Raw genomic sequence first — 13,887 nt, 5'->3', positions numbered from 1 at the left:
ACGCTCAGCGCGACAGCTGGCTCGCGGCGCGTGCCAGCTGCTCGATGCGGGCCCAGTCGCCGTCGCGGATCGCGTCGGTCGGCACGATCCAGGAGCCGCCCACGCAGGCCACGTTCGACAGCGCGAGGAACTCGGCCGCGTTGCCGGCGTGGATGCCGCCGGTCGGGCAGAAGGTGACGTCGCCGAACGGGCCCTGCCATGCCTTGAGCATGGGCAGGCCGCCAGCCTGCAGCGCGGGGAAGAACTTCAGCTGGGTGTAGCCGTCTTCCTGCGCCGTCATGATCTCGCTGCCGGTGGCCACGCCGGGCAGGAGCGGCAGGCCGATGTCGTGGCAGGCCTTGCCCACCGCGCGCGTATAGCCGGGGCTCACGCCGAACTTGGCGCCGGCCAGTGCCGCAGCCTGCGCGTCGGCGGCGCTGCGGATGGTGCCTGCGCCGGCCACGGCCTCGGGCACGTCCTTGGCGATGGCCTCGATGCACTGCAGCGCCTGCGGCGTGCGCAGCGTGACCTCGAGCATGCGGATGCCGCCGGCCACCAGGGCGCGGGCGAGAGGAATGGCGTCTTTCACATCGTTCAGCACGATGACCGGAATGACCGGGGCATCGCGCATCACTTCGAGGGGGGTGAGTTTTTCAGTCATTTCTTGGCTCCAATTCATTGCGCATCGCTTCGCGGGCAGCCCTGGTCACAGCCAGGAACAGGCGCCCTCTTCGGCGGTCAGTGCGTTGCGGCGCATGCCGGCGAACAGCTCGCGGCCCAGGCCGTGTCCGTCGGCGATGCGCTGTGCCTCGGACAACGTCGCGACCTCGCGCGCGGCCCATTCGTCCTCGGGCAACAACACCGCGAGCGTACCCGCTACCGAGTCGAGGCGGATCAGGTCGCCGTCGCGCACCTTGGCGAGCGGCCCGCCCGCGGCGGCCTCGGGCGAGACGTGGATCGCGGCCGGGATCTTGCCCGACGCGCCGCTCATGCGGCCGTCGGTGACCAGCGCCACGCGGAATCCCTTGCCCTGCAGCACCGACAGCGGCGGCGTGAGCTTGTGCAGCTCGGGCATGCCGTTGGCCTGCGGGCCCTGCCAGCGCACCACGCAGACCACGTCGCGCTCCAGTTCGCCGGCGGTGAAGGCCTTCTGCAGCGCGGCCTGCGAGTCGAACACGCGCGCGGGTGCCTCGATGACATGGCGGTCGTCGGGCACCGACGAAACCTTGATGACGCTGCGGCCCAGGTTGCCGCTCAGCAGCTTGAGGCCGCCGGTGGCGCTGAACGGATCGGCAACGGTGCGGGTGACGGCGTCGTTCTGCAGTGCCGCGCCCGGTGTCCATTGCAGGCGCTTCTCTTCCGACTCGCCAGCCAGTGAAGGGATGTTGGCGAATTCGCGGATGCCGCCCGAGCGCACCGTCAGCACGTCGGCGTGCATGAGGCCGGCATCGACCAGCTCGCCGATCACGAGGCCGGGGCCGCCCGAGGCCTGGAACTCGTTCACGTCGGCGCTGCCGTTGGGGTACACGCGGGTCAGCAGCGGCACCACGTCGGAAAGCTTCGAGAAGTCGTCCCAGTCGATCAGGATGCCGGCGGCGCGCGCCACGGCCACCCAGTGGATCAGGTGGTTGGTGGAGCCGCCCGTGGCAAGCAGCGCGACCATGGCATTGACGACGCAGCGCTCGTCGACCATCTCGCCGATCGGCGGACAGTCGAATGGAGCGCTGCCGGCCTTGCCCAGCACGGTCCGCACGGCCTCGCGCGTGAGCGTCTCGCGCATCGCGTCGCCGGGCTGGATGAATGCCGTGCCGGGCACGTGCAGGCCCATGGCCTCGAGCAGCATCTGGTTGCTGTTGGCCGTGCCGTAGAAGGTGCAGGTGCCGAGTGTGTGATAGGCGGCCATCTCGGCGTCGAGCAGGCCCTGGCGTCCGACGAGGCCCTGCGCCGCCTGTTCGCGCACCTTCGACTTCGCGCTGTTCGACAGGCCCGAGGGCATCGGGCCGGCGGGCACGAACACCGTGGGAAGGTGGCCGAAATGCAGCGCGCCGATCAGCAGGCCCGGCACGATCTTGTCGCACACGCCGAGCATCAGCGCCGCGTCGAACATGTCGTGCGTGAGCGCGACGGCGGTACTCATGGCGATGAGGTCGCGGCTGAAGAGGCTGAGCTCCATGCCGGGCGTGCCCTGCGTCACGCCGTCACACATGGCGGGCACGCCGCCGGCCACCTGCGCGGTGGCGCCGAGGCTGCGGGCTTCGTTCTTGATGATGTCCGGATAGCCCTGGTACGGCGCGTGGGCCGAGAGCATGTCGTTGTAGGCGGTGACGATGCCGATGTTGGGCGCGCGCTCGGTCACCACGCGGAACTTGTCGTTGGCCGGAATGCCGGCCACGGCGTGCGCGACGTTGGCGCAGCCCATGCGGTCGGAGCCGCGGTCGCGGCTGCGGATCTCGGCAAGGCGGGAGAGGTAGGCGCTGCGCAGCCCGTGGCTGCGCTCGCGGATGCGATCGGTGACGTCGCGGACGGTGGGGTTCGTGCTGCTGCTCATGGGGGTCGATGGCTCTTGCTGCATGTCGCCAGGGCGACTGTGGGCCTGGAGGCCCATGGTAACAACTCAAGTGCGCGAGCCCGATGAAATCCGGGCGCAGGGCAATACGAATTTACCCATTTGCATCCTGTGACGAAGCACATGCGAAAAAGCCCGGCATAGCCGGGCTTCTTCTGCTGGAGTCGGTATCAGGGCAACGAGGGGCGCAGCCCTCAGTCGACCAGCTTGACCTCGACGCGGCGTGCCTCGGCGTTGTTGCCCGAACCGGCCGTCACCGCGGGCTTCTGCAGGTCGACCTTGGCGGCCGGCACGCCCAGGCCCACGAGCACGTCGCGCACCATCTCGGCGCGCTTCTTCGCGAGCTGCTCGTTGATGGCGGCATCGCCGGTGGTGTCGTGGAAGCCCGAGATCACCGCCTTGCGGCCGCTCTCGACGCCCTTGATGACCGCAGCCAGCGCTTCGGCGGCGCCAGGCGCGAGGTCGGCGCTGCCGGTCGCGAAATAGAAGTTCACCACGCCGTCGACCACGCGGATGCTCGCGCCGTCGGGGATGACCACGGTCACCGTCTCGGTGACTTCGGCCAGCCTGGGCGCCGCGCCGGCCGGCGGCGCCGAGATCACCACGGCCGCGGGCGCGGGCTTGGCGGCCGCCACGTTGTGGCCCTTGTGCCAGAGCACGATGCCGACCACGAAGAAGATCACCAGGGCGATCAGCGCCATGACGAATCCGAGGATGAAGTTCTGTTGGCTGTCGTCGTCACTCATCGGGGGTCTTGCTCCATAGGGAAGTGGCCGGTAAATAATGGTGCGGTGAACCATGATCAGGAAATTGTAGGTGCCGGTTCCGTCACGCCCGTGTCGGACCCTGCGCCGAACCCCGGTCCGCCGGGGCTCGATCCCATGCCCAGGCCCCTGCGCGATCCGCAGCCGATGCTCGAGCGGGCCATCGCCGACTGGGGCGGGCACGAGGACCTCTGGCTATTCGGCTACGGCTCGCTGATCTGGCGGCCCGAATTCGGCTTCACCGAGCGCCGCCCGGCCTGGGTGCACGGCTGGCACCGGGCGCTGAAGATGTGGAGCCGCGTGAACCGCGGCAGCGTACAGACGCCCGGCCTCGTGTTCGGGCTGCTCTCCGGCGGCAGCTGCCGCGGCATGGTGTTCCGCGTACCGAAGGCCGATGGCCTCGAAACGCTGCACCGGCTCTGGCTGCGCGAGATGCCGACCGGCGTGTACGACCCGAAGTGGCTGCGCTGCGGCACGGCCGAGGGCAATGTGCGCGCGCTGGCGTTCACGCTCTCGCGGCGCAGCCCCAACTTCACGGGCGAACTCAGCGACGAGCGCTACCGCCACATCTTCGCCAATGCCGTGGGCCGCTACGGCAGTTCGCTCGACTACGCCCAGCAGACGCTGCTGGAACTGCAGCGCCATTCGATCCACGATGCCGCGCTGGCTCGGCTGGTGGCACTGGCCGAAGTGAGGCAGCAGCTCGCATCGGAGAACGCGGCTGATTGCGATGCGCCGCAGGCTCCGGTATATGTTCCGGGGTCGGCAGACAAGTCTTCTTCCCAACCTTCCGGATCCAACAAGGAAAACACATGAACCAAAGTCGTCTCATCGCCACCGGCGCCGCCCTCCTCGCCTCGGCCCTCCTGGCCGCCTGCGGCAGCATGGGCGGCAAGCCGAGCACCGCCGTCGAGCTGGTGCCGACCGCCGCGATCACGCCCAACCCGACGCGCGGCACGGTGACCTTCACCGCCCTCGACCACGGCGTGCGCGTGGCCGGCGAGGTGCGCGGCCTGGTGCCGGGCAGCGAGCACGGCTTCCACATCCATGAAAAGGGCGACTGCGGCGACAACGGCAACGCCTCGGGCGGCCACTTCAACCCGACCGGCGGCACGCACGGCAAGTTCGGCGCCCCAGGCAGTCATGCCGGCGAACTGCCCAGCCTGGTGGCCGACGCCAAGGGCGTGGCCCGCTTCAGCGTGGAAGACCACTCGATCTCGCTCACCCCGGGCGCCGCCAACAGCGTGATCGGCCGCGCACTGGTGGTGCACCGCGACCCCGACGACTTCACGACGCAGCCCGCGGGCAACTCCGGCCCCCGCATCGCCTGCTCGGTGATCGCCAAGCCCTGATAGAAGAAGAAGAGAAAGAAGAGAGAAAGAACGCTAGGCGCCCTCGCGCGCCAGCCACAGCGCCTCGGCCTGCGCCAGCGCCTCGGGTGTGTCGATGTCGGTCACCACGCCCACGTCGTCCACCGCGAGGTCGGCGACCGAGCCGATGGCGCGCATCGCTCGCAGCACCGACGCCGCGCCGGCAGCCCCTTCCAGCGCCGCAAGCTGCGCGCCGCACGCCGCGGCGAAGCCCACGGGGTGGCCGCGCTCACCCTGGTATTGCGGCTGGACTGCATTCACCGCGCCACCGAGAGCGGTTGCCACGACCTGAAGCGTCCCTGGCTGCACCAGCGGCAGGTCGCCCGGCAGGATCAGCCAGCCCGCGGCGCCCGGCGTGGCGCGCACGGCGGCCGCGATCGAATCTCCCATTCCGGGGTGCCCGGCGTCTTCCACATGCCAGGGCAGGCCGCTGGCGCGCACGGCGTCGAGCGTGCGCTCCAGCACCGGCCTTCCGGCCAGCAGCGCCTCGAGCTTGGAGCCGGTGCCGCCGGCCGCGATGAAGCGCTCGCCTCGGCCCGAGGCCAGCACGATCACCACCGGGGAATTCGCCTTCTGCATCGTCATGGGCCGAGTATGTGCGCAACAATCCCGGCATGACTTCCCCTCTCTCCAAAGACGCGCTGGCCGCGCTGCGCAAGAGCTACGAGCGCGCCGAGCTCGACGAGACCCGCAGCGCCGACGATCCGCTGAAGCAGTTCGAACGCTGGCTCACCGAGGCCGTCGACGCCCAGGTGCCCGAGCCCAACGCGATGACGCTGTGCACCGTGGGCAGCGACCTGCGGCCTTCCAGCCGCATCGTGCTCATCAAGGGCTACGACGCGCGCGGCCTCGTCTGGTACACCAACTACGAGAGCCGAAAGGGCCGCGAGCTCTCGGGCAATCCGTATGCGTCATTGCAGTTCCACTGGGTCGAACTGGAGCGCGTGGTGCGCATCGAGGGCCGCGTGGAGAAAGCCGGCGCCGAGGAAAGCGACGCCTACTTCGCGAGCCGCCCGCTCGATTCGCGCATCGGCGCCTGGGCCAGCCCGCAGAGCGAAGTGATCAGCGGCCGCGAGGTGCTGGTGAAGAACGCAGCCGTGTTCGCCGCCAAGCACCTGCTCTCGCCGCCGCGCCCGCCGCATTGGGGCGGCTACCGGCTGGTGCCCGACCGCTGGGAGTTCTGGCAGGGCCGCAAGAGCCGGCTGCACGACCGGCTGCGCTACAGGCTCGAAGGCGCGGACTGGGTGCGCGAGCGCCTGGCTCCGTGAGGCGGATCGTCGTCAGGCCTCGCAGCCGACGACCTTGAATTCGACGCGCCGGTCGAGCGCGTCGCTCGCGTCGTCGGCGCCCGTGCCGACGATGTTCTCGCGGAAGCCCATGCCCGATTCGCGCAGCTTCTTCGACAGCGGCGGGGCCTCGCCCACCAGCCTGGTCTTCACGCTGGTCGCGCGCTGCAGCGACAGCCGCTCGTTCACCGCCTCCGAGCCCGTGCGGCTGGTGTGGCCCGTGACCACCACGCACGAATCGATCTGCGCCGCCTGCCGCGCGATCTGGCGCAGCCACATCGGATAGGCGGCGCTGATCTTCGGATCGGAAAGAAAGTCGGTCGAGCCCGGCTTGAACAGGAACTTCACGCTCAGGTTGTTGGTTTCGAGCCCCAGCCGCGCGATGGTGCCGAAGGTCTTCTCCGCATCGGCCGTGCGGCCGAGCTGCGACTGCGTGAGATACAGCCCGCTGTAGATGCGCAGCTGCTGCCCGTCGGGCCGCTTCGACGCGGCCTCGTATCGGCTCAGCGCCTCGCTCATGCGGCCGGCCTCGTAGGCGGCGGTGGCTTCCTGCAGCACGGTGGCGGTCGGCAGGCGCTCCAGGTACAGCGCGTCGGCCGCCTGGCCGGGCTGGGTTTCGGCGGTGCGGATGTAGCCCTCGACGCCGCGGTCCTTGCCGTTCACCGGGCTGTCGCGGAAGAAGGCGGTGGGGCGGGTGTCGAGCGAGGCGTCGCTGATGCGCGTCACCGATTGCGCGATCACCACGCCGCTCTTGATCTCGGTGAGCGCGAGGTTCAGCCGGTAGGGAGCGCCCGAGGCGTCCTTGTCGCGCACCAGCGTTCCGTTGAGCACGTACTGCGCGTTGCCGATCTCCGTGGCATTGAATGGCGAGACGGTGAACTGCTTGAACTGCGCCTGCATGCGCTGGACGATGCGCTGCTCGGCCACGCGGGTCACTTCGGTCTGCTGGCCGCTCGCGCCTTCGAGCAGCGGGTCGATCACGATGCGACGCTGCGTGAGCGTCGACTCCACCTTCGCCAGGAAGGCCGGCAGCTTCTGGGTCTGCACCATCAGGTCGTCCACCGCCTGGTTCACGGCCTGGTCGAAGGGCATGGCGTTGCCGGTCGCGGGGCGGTGCGCGCAGGCCGCGGCGAGCACGGCGGCGGCGCACAGCGCAAACATGCGCAGTGCCAGGCGGGCTCGTTGGATGGGTGTCGTCATCAGCATTGGCTCCTCAATGTCTTCATGTCCTGGTCCGACAGCGGCTCGCCGACGGCGGCGCGCATGTTGATTTCGCTGCAGCGCTTCGACGGCGCGGGGCGCGGCGCCGCCGCAGCCTCCCTCTGCACCGGCGGGGGTGCCGACGGCGGCGGCGCGACCGGCTGCGGGCGCGTCCTGGCCACCACCGGCTTCGGCCTCGACGGCGCTTCCTCCGCCTTGTCGGCCTTCTCTGCCTTTTCGGCCTTTTCGGCCTTGCCGGCGCCGGGCGGCTCGGCCCGCTCCCGCGGCACGTTCACCGACAGGCACGGCGTGCGACACGGCTTGGCCTCGGCAGCGTCCGCGGCCCGCACGGGACGGCCGTGCAGCGCGATCACCGTCGCGACCACCGCCATAGCAAGAAGGGGCGAAGAGCGCGCCGGGTGAATCATCAGCCGGCAAATGTAGGGGCCCGAAGGCCGCGCGGCATCTCGCCAAACGGCCACCCTGCCGAACGGCATAGGCGCGCCGCATGAAGGCGCTAAGGCGAAAGTGCGCGGGAAGCTAGCGGAAGGAGCCCGAAGGACTCAGGGCAGCCACTGCACGCACATCATCACCAGCGTGAGCGTGGCCAGCGCCAGCACCGTCGAAACCGCGACGCTGGCCGTCACCAGGTCTTCGGCCGTGCGGTAGCGCTGCGAGAACAGGAACACGTTGGCGCCGATCGGCAGCGCCGCCGCCACCACCATCACCGTGAGCGGAATGCCGCGCACGCCCAGCAGCCAGCCGATGAGGGCCACCAGCAGCGGATGCAGCAGGTTCTTCACCAGCGCCTGCACCAGCGCGCCGCGCCAGTGCCGCCCGATGGGCGTGAGCGCGAGCGTGATGCCCACCATCACCAGCGCGATCGGACCGAAGGCCTGGCCCAGCAGCTGGATCGGCTTGTCGATGGCCTCGGGCATCACCAGCCCGCTCTGCGCGAACAGCAGGCCCGCGATGATCGGCAGCGGCACCGGGTGGATGATGGCGTTGCGCAGCGCGCGCATCACGGTGCGTGCCATCGACGGGCGCTTCTCGTTGCCGGAGGCACCGGCCTGCTCGCGCGCCACGGCCAGCTCCAGCACCACCGTGGCGCTGGTGAGCAGCACCAGCGAATGCAGCGAGATCAGTGTGAGCAGCACCACCATGCCTTCCTCGCCGTAGGCCAGGCCGATCAACGCGATGCCGATCATCACGGTGTTGCTGTAGGTGTTGGCCAGCGCGATCACCGCCGCCGTGCGGTTGAACCCGCGCAGCGCCAGCGTGCCCGCGAACAGCAGGCCGGAGGCGATGAAGTACGCCGCCACCGGCTTGAGGCTCAGCTGCTCGACGTGCACCGTGCTCATGGCGCGGAACAGCAGCGCCGGCGCGAGCAGCAGGAAGATGAGGTGCGAAAGGTCCTTCACCGCACCGCCGCCGATCCAGCGCCGCTTGCCGGCCAGGTAGCCCACGGCGATCAGCACGACCACGGGCACGAGCGAGGAGATGACGAAGGAATTCACCCGGCGAGGATAGCCCAGGGGTGCAGCCGCCCTGCTCCTTCCCCCTCTGGGGGAAGGTCGGGATGGGGGCAGACGGCGCAGGCAGAAGCCATGGCGCTCTCAAAGGCCGCTTGCCCCCACCCCTGCCCTCCCCCAGAGGGGGAGGGAGCAAGGCAGGATCAGAACGTCACGCGCAGGCCGACCTTCAGCGAGCGGCCCGGCAGCGGGGCGTTCGGATACACCGTCGTCGTCAGGATCGAAGTGGCGCTGTAGGCCAGCTTGTTCGTGATGTTGTCCATGCGCGCGTACCAGGTGAGGTTGGCGCGCTGCACCTTCATGCGGTACGTGATGGCCGCGTTCCACAGCGTGTAGGCATCGGTCTCGCGCGCGCCCACCGAGGGCACGCGGCGCTGCGCCGCGTTGTAGTCGAAGCCGAAGCGCGCGCCCCACGGGCCGTTGTTGTAGGCCAGGGTCGCGCCCAGGCGCAGCGGCGCGATGCGCGGCAGCGGCTCGCCGGTGTCGAGGTTCTTCGCGCGCACGATGTCGCCGCGCCACTCCAGGTCGAGCGTGCCCGCGTCGCCCATGCGCGCGAAGCCGTCGGAGCCCAGCAGGCGCAGGTTGCCGTTGGCCTCGATGCCGGTGAAGCGCGCGCGCACGCCGCCGTAGACGTACTCGGCCAGCGTGTCGGTGGCACCGGCCTCGGCCACGTTGCCTTCCTCGTCGAGGTTGCGCCCCGTCGCGGTCAGGCCGATGTAGTTGCTGAAGCGCGTGACGTAGGCGTTCACGCGGGCCGTGTTGGGGCCCGACTTCCACTGGGCGCCCAGGTCGAAGCCGGTCGACTTCTCCTTCTTCAGGTTCGGGTCGCCCACTTCCCAGGCGCCCGTTGCCACGTGGGGGCCGTTGGCCAGCAGCTCGTAGTCCTTGGGCGCGCGCTCGGTGTAGGCGAGGTTCGAGGTCAGCTGCCACTGCGGCGCGAGGTTGACCAGCGCACCGAAGGCCGCGCTGTGCGGATTGAAGGTGCGCTCGCCGATGGCGAAACGCGTGACCGTCGGATCGTCGGGGTAGCCCAGCGAGCGGATGCGGACCTGCTCGGTGCGCGCGCCGAAGCTCAGGCGGCCCCACGAGGTGCCGTACTCCTCGAACAGGAACAGCGCGTTGGTGCGCGTGCGGCTGTGCGGCGCGAAGGCCTCCTCGCCGTCGGCGGCGAAGCGGTTGGTCTCGCTGCTGAAGCCGACCAGGCCCTCGAAGTTGCCGATCTTCTGGTGGCGCGCCTCGATGCGCAGGTCGTTGCTCATGTTCGAGAAGGTGGTGCCGGGCGCGCCGCCCTCGAACTCGGTGTGGCGGTAGTCGGTGTGGCTGAGCTTCGCGTGGATGCTGCTGATGAAGCCGCCCGGGCGCCATTCGCCCTCGAGCGCGTAGCGATCGGACTTCATGCGGATGGTGACGTCGTCCTCCGCCACGGTGCCGTAGTTGCTGCGATAGCTGCTGACCGAGGCGCCGATGTAGCCCTGGTCGAAGAACACCGTGCCGCCGAACGCGCCGCCGTTCGCCTCGTTGGCGGAGTTGCAGATCTTGCGTGCCGTCCAGGGCGAGCCCGGCTTGCTGCACTCGAGGGTGATCGGCACCGAGACGTCCTTCGAATCGCGGTTGAAGGCGTCGACGTGCACCGCGACCCGGTCGTTGCCGCCTTCGAGCACCACGCCGCCGTTCTTCTCCTTGTTGCCGGTGGCGTAGCCCAGGTCGGCGCGGCCGCCGAAGCCGTTGATGGGCTCCGTGGGAATGCGGTTGTCGATCACGTTGACCACGCCGCCCACGGCGCTGCCGCCGTACTGCAGCGCCGACGGGCCGCGCAGCACCTCGATGCGCTCGGTGACCAGCGCATCGACGGGCACGGCGTGGTCGTAGCTCAGCGACGAGGCATCGGGCGCGGCGCCGCCGTTCTGCAGGATGCGGATGCGGTCGCCGTCCTGGCCTCGGATGATCGGGCGGCTGGCGTTGGGGCCGAAGTAGCTGCTGCTCACGCCGGGCACGTTGTCCAGCGTCTGGCCGAGGGTCGATTCGGAGCGCAGCAGCAGCTTGTCGCCCGAAAGCGTGGTGGTCGGCGCGATCAGGTCGGAGGCGCCGAGCGGGTTGCCGGTGACGGTGATCTCGCGCAGGCTCGCGGCGTCGGCGGGTTGGGGCTGGGCGGCCGGGGCGGCCTGGGCGGTATCAGGTGCCTGCGTCTGGGCCATGCTCGCGAAGGAGGCAAGCGAAAGAACGGCAACGCCGATGGCGTTGCGACGGAAATTGGGAGTCATGAATGGACACTCGGTGAATCAAGGGACGACCGACCGCCACCGCGCGCGAAGCGGGTGCAGCAATCGGGAACGGGGGATTCAGCGAGTGGAAGGCGGGCCGCGCGCGTCGAACAGCGCGACCCAGCGGGCGATGGCCTCGCCCTGCAGGAAAGCGAAGGTGGCCGACGGCAGCAGCATCGGCAGCACCACCAGGGGCACGCCGGGCGCTGCGGAGCCGTGGGAAAGCTGGTCGTACAGCCGGCACTCGGCATCGGTGTGATCGCCGAACAGGCTGGCCAGCTGATGCCCGGCATGCTTGTGGACGACCTGCGACGCATGCTCCGCCGCGGCCGGCAGGCCCGGCACGTGCAGCGCGCGGTGCATCAGCCCCAGCGTGCCCGCGAACCACAGCGCGACCGCCAGCGCGAACACAAGCGCGCGGGTCGAGGGGGTGCGGTGCTGGCGGACGGCGAGGTGCACGGAAAAATGTATCGGCCGACCGCTCAGGCCTTGAGTCGCGAGGCGAAGGTCTTCTGGAACTTCTCGACCTTCGGGCCCACGACGAACGCGCAGTAGCCCTGGTTCGGGTTGTTCAGGAAGTAGTCCTGGTGGTAGGCCTCGGCCGCCGAGTAGTTGGAAAGCGGCGCCACCTCGGTCACGACGGGCGAACGGTAGGTCTTGCTGGCCTCGATCTCGCGGATGACGTCCTCGGCCACCTGCTTCTGAGCATCGTCCGTGTAGTAGATGCCGCTGCGGTACTGGGTGCCGACGTCGTTGCCCTGGCGGTTGAGCGTGGTCGGGTCGTGCACGACGAAGAAGATCTCGAGGATTTCGCGCAGGCCGATCTGCGCCGGGTCGAATTCGAGCTTCACCACCTCGGCATGACCGGTGCGGCCGGTGCAGACCTGCTCGTAGCTCGGATTGACGGTCTGGCCGTTGCAGTAGCCCGATTCGACGTCGAGCACCCCCTGGACGCGGTCGAAGACCGCCTCGGTGCACCAGAAGCAGCCCCCGCCCAAAACGATGGTTTCGGTGGGCGACGATGAAGTGGACATGGTGCTGCTCCGGAGGAGGTTGAAAAGGCGGACCCGATATTGTCGCGGCTTGACGTGGCGGATGCCCGTCACTACATTACTAACCAACGAGTCATTAAGAGCATGTCCACGCCCCGTTCCTTCGTCGACAAGATCTGTCCGGTACGCGCCAAGCGCGAGCGCCGGAAGGAGGCGCGCCCCGGCGAACTGCTGGCGGCCGCGCTCGATCTGTTCGTCGAAAAGGGCTTCGCCGCCACCCGCTCCGAGGAAGTGGCGGCACGCGCCGGCGTTTCCAAGGGCACCCTCTTTCTCTACTTTCCGAGCAAGGAAGAGCTGTTCAAGGCCGTGGTCATCGAAAACCTCGGCGGCCGTTTCACGGAGTGGAATGCCGAGTTCGAGGCTTTCGAGGGCACCACCGCCGACATGCTGCGCTACTGCATGAACGTGTGGTGGGAACGCGTCGGCAAGACCCAGGCCTCGGGCCTGACCAAGCTCATGATGAGCGAGGGCGCCAATTTTCCCGCGCTCGCGGAGTTCTACCGCGAGCAGGTGGTCCGGCCCGGCCACGATCTGCTGCGGCGCATTTTCCAGCGCGGCATCGACAGCGGCGAGTTCGCGCCGATGGACGTCGACCATGCGATCTACTCGGTGGTGGCGCCCATGGTCTTCCTCATGCTCTGGAAGCATTCGGCCATGGTCTGCGTCGACGGCGCCGCGGCGCTGGACCCCGAAAAATACCTGGCGACCCAGGCCGAAGTGGTGATCAACGGGCTCAGCGTGCGCTCCGGAAGGCCGACCGAACCGGGGGTGTCATCGGCGGCACCTAAAATTGAAGGTTTGTCCTGAGCCCACAAGGAAAGCCACGCCATGAACCCCACCCCTACCCTCGAGCGCTTGCGCTTCAACATGATCGAGCAACAGATCCGTCCCTGGGACGTGCTCGACAACGACATCCTCGAGCTGCTGGCCGAAATCCACCGCGAGGACTACGTGCCCGACGCGCACCGCACGCTCTCGTTCTTCGACATGGAACTGCCGCTGCTCGACGGCTCCGTGCCCGGCGAGATCATGCTGTCGCCCAAGGTCGAGGCCCGCACGCTGCAGGACCTGCACATCCAGAAGCACGAGACCGTGCTCGAGATCGGCACCGGCTCCGGCTTCATGGCCGCCCTGCTCGGCGCCCGCGCCGCCCAGGTGCTCTCGCTGGAAATCAACCCCGTGCTGGCCGCCCGCGCCGCCGAGACGCTGCGCCAGAACGGCGTGACCAACGTCGAGGTGCGCAATGCCGACGGCGCCGTGCCCCTGCCCAGCGGCCCGAGCTTCGACGTGATCGTGCTCAGCGGCTCCGTCGCCCGCATTCCGCAGAACCTGCTGGGTTCGCTCAAGGTCGGCGGCCGCCTCTCGGCCATCGTGGGCGAAGAGCCCATGATGCGCGCCCACTTCGTCACCCGCACCAGCGAAAGCAAGTGGGAAACCATCCAGCCCTGGGACACGATGGCCCCGCGCCTGCTGAACTTCCCCGAGCCTTCGCGCTTCTCGTTCTGAGCAGACGGTCGAGCAAAGAATGATCGATCAAGTCCGCCCCGCCGACCTTGCCGCCTGGTTCGCACAGAACGCCGACGCAGCCCCCGTGCTGCTCGACGTGCGCGAACCCTGGGAGCTGCAGACGGCGAGCGTCGCGCCCCAGGGCTTCACCCTGGTGGCGATTCCGATGAACGAGATCCCCGGGCGGCTGGCCGAGCTGAATGACGGCCAACGCATCGCCTGTTTGTGCCATCACGGCGCGCGCAGCCAGCGCGTGGCCGCCTTCCTGAACCAGAACGGCTTTGACCAGCTCGCCAACGTGGCGGGCGGCATCGACGCCTGGTCCTCGCACGACCCCACGGTCCCGCGCTACTGATTCTTTCCCCAAGGAC

16 protein-coding genes are annotated in these 13,887 nt (G+C 69.1%); 6 read left to right on the top strand and 10 right to left on the bottom strand.

The genetic code is table 11. The annotated features are described in order from the left end of the window. Positions 1-4: 4 nt before the first annotated feature. The 3 genes from eda to ABL840_RS12140 form a co-directional block, all read right to left on the bottom strand. Positions 5-640 (bottom strand): bifunctional 4-hydroxy-2-oxoglutarate aldolase/2-dehydro-3-deoxy-phosphogluconate aldolase, encoded by a 636-nt coding sequence (gene eda, locus ABL840_RS12150; RefSeq protein ID WP_093199417.1) that lies wholly within the window; start codon positions 638-640, stop codon positions 5-7. Positions 641-685: 45 nt separating this feature from the next. After that, positions 686-2,527 carry a phosphogluconate dehydratase gene (gene edd / locus ABL840_RS12145; protein ID WP_093300946.1) on the bottom strand — a complete coding sequence of 614 codons (1,842 nt, stop codon included), beginning with the start codon at positions 2,525-2,527 and terminating at the stop codon, positions 686-688. A 212-nt stretch (positions 2,528-2,739) separates the two neighbouring features. Continuing rightward, positions 2,740-3,291 (bottom strand): OmpA family protein, encoded by a 552-nt coding sequence (locus ABL840_RS12140; protein WP_093300948.1) that lies wholly within the window; start codon positions 3,289-3,291, stop codon positions 2,740-2,742. 135 nt (positions 3,292-3,426) lie between these two features. On the opposite strand from ABL840_RS12140, the gene ABL840_RS12135 reads away from it, so the two are divergent. Further along, a complete protein-coding gene (locus tag ABL840_RS12135) occupies positions 3,427-4,125 on the top strand; it encodes a gamma-glutamylcyclotransferase (RefSeq protein ID WP_093301203.1) in 699 nt (232 codons plus the stop codon). Continuing rightward, a complete protein-coding gene (locus tag ABL840_RS12130; protein ID WP_093300950.1) occupies positions 4,122-4,661 on the top strand; it encodes a superoxide dismutase family protein in 540 nt (179 codons plus the stop codon). Before ABL840_RS12135 ends, ABL840_RS12130 begins: the two co-directional genes overlap by 4 nt. Positions 4,662-4,694: 33 nt before the next feature. Here ABL840_RS12130 and ABL840_RS12125 read toward each other — a convergent pair whose 3' ends face one another. After that, positions 4,695-5,264 carry a nucleotidyltransferase family protein gene (locus tag ABL840_RS12125; RefSeq protein ID WP_093300951.1) on the bottom strand — a complete coding sequence of 190 codons (570 nt, stop codon included), beginning with the start codon at positions 5,262-5,264 and terminating at the stop codon, positions 4,695-4,697. Positions 5,265-5,293: 29 nt separating this feature from the next. Here ABL840_RS12125 and pdxH point away from each other — a divergent pair, with 29 nt between their 5' ends. Continuing rightward, positions 5,294-5,947, top strand: a complete 654-nt coding sequence (pdxH, locus tag ABL840_RS12120; protein ID WP_093199404.1) for a pyridoxamine 5'-phosphate oxidase — start codon at positions 5,294-5,296, stop codon at positions 5,945-5,947. 12 nt (positions 5,948-5,959) lie between these two features. On the opposite strand, the gene ABL840_RS12115 is transcribed toward pdxH, so the two are convergent. The 6 genes from ABL840_RS12115 to msrA all read right to left on the bottom strand — a co-directional run bounded on the left by ABL840_RS12115 (position 5,960) and on the right by msrA (position 11,992). Further along, on the bottom strand, positions 5,960-7,171 hold the full coding sequence (locus ABL840_RS12115) for an OmpA family protein (RefSeq protein ID WP_093300953.1): 1,212 nt from the start codon (positions 7,169-7,171) through the stop codon (positions 5,960-5,962). Then, on the bottom strand, positions 7,165-7,557 hold the full coding sequence (locus ABL840_RS12110) for a hypothetical protein (protein WP_176947437.1): 393 nt from the start codon (positions 7,555-7,557) through the stop codon (positions 7,165-7,167). Before ABL840_RS12110 ends, ABL840_RS12115 begins: the two co-directional genes overlap by 7 nt. Before the next feature lie 171 nt (positions 7,558-7,728). Next, entirely contained in the window at positions 7,729-8,682 is a 954-nt protein-coding gene (locus ABL840_RS12105; RefSeq protein ID WP_093300955.1) for an AEC family transporter, read from the bottom strand. A gap of 158 nt (positions 8,683-8,840) precedes the next feature. Continuing rightward, positions 8,841-10,958: a TonB-dependent receptor gene (locus tag ABL840_RS12100; protein ID WP_093199397.1), complete on the bottom strand. Its 2,118-nt coding sequence runs from the start codon at positions 10,956-10,958 to the stop codon at positions 8,841-8,843. A gap of 78 nt (positions 10,959-11,036) precedes the next feature. After that, complete coding sequence (locus ABL840_RS12095) at positions 11,037-11,417, bottom strand: hypothetical protein (protein WP_093300956.1); 381 nt, start codon at positions 11,415-11,417, stop codon at positions 11,037-11,039. 23 nt (positions 11,418-11,440) lie between these two features. Beyond that, on the bottom strand, positions 11,441-11,992 hold the full coding sequence (gene msrA, locus ABL840_RS12090) for a peptide-methionine (S)-S-oxide reductase MsrA (protein ID WP_093300958.1): 552 nt from the start codon (positions 11,990-11,992) through the stop codon (positions 11,441-11,443). A gap of 102 nt (positions 11,993-12,094) precedes the next feature. On the opposite strand from msrA, the gene ABL840_RS12085 reads away from it, so the two are divergent. From ABL840_RS12085 to ABL840_RS12075, 3 genes are read left to right on the top strand one after another with little or no spacing between them, the layout of a single operon-like run. Continuing rightward, the gene (locus ABL840_RS12085; RefSeq protein WP_093300959.1) at positions 12,095-12,817 is read left to right on the top strand and encodes a TetR/AcrR family transcriptional regulator; all 723 of its coding nucleotides are present in this window, start codon (positions 12,095-12,097) and stop codon (positions 12,815-12,817) included. Positions 12,818-12,838: 21 nt separating this feature from the next. Next, entirely contained in the window at positions 12,839-13,516 is a 678-nt protein-coding gene (locus ABL840_RS12080) for a protein-L-isoaspartate O-methyltransferase family protein (protein ID WP_093199388.1), read from the top strand. Positions 13,517-13,535: 19 nt separating this feature from the next. Further along, complete coding sequence (locus tag ABL840_RS12075) at positions 13,536-13,871, top strand: rhodanese-like domain-containing protein (RefSeq protein ID WP_093300961.1); 336 nt, start codon at positions 13,536-13,538, stop codon at positions 13,869-13,871. The last annotated feature ends 16 nt before the right edge of the window (positions 13,872-13,887 follow it).

Source organism: Variovorax sp. NFACC27, from assembly GCF_048301545.1.
GTDB lineage: Bacteria > Pseudomonadota > Gammaproteobacteria > Burkholderiales > Burkholderiaceae_C > Variovorax > Variovorax gossypii.
The sequence above is the reverse complement of the archived record's forward strand: the minus strand, read 5'-3'. Positions and strand labels throughout refer to the sequence as shown.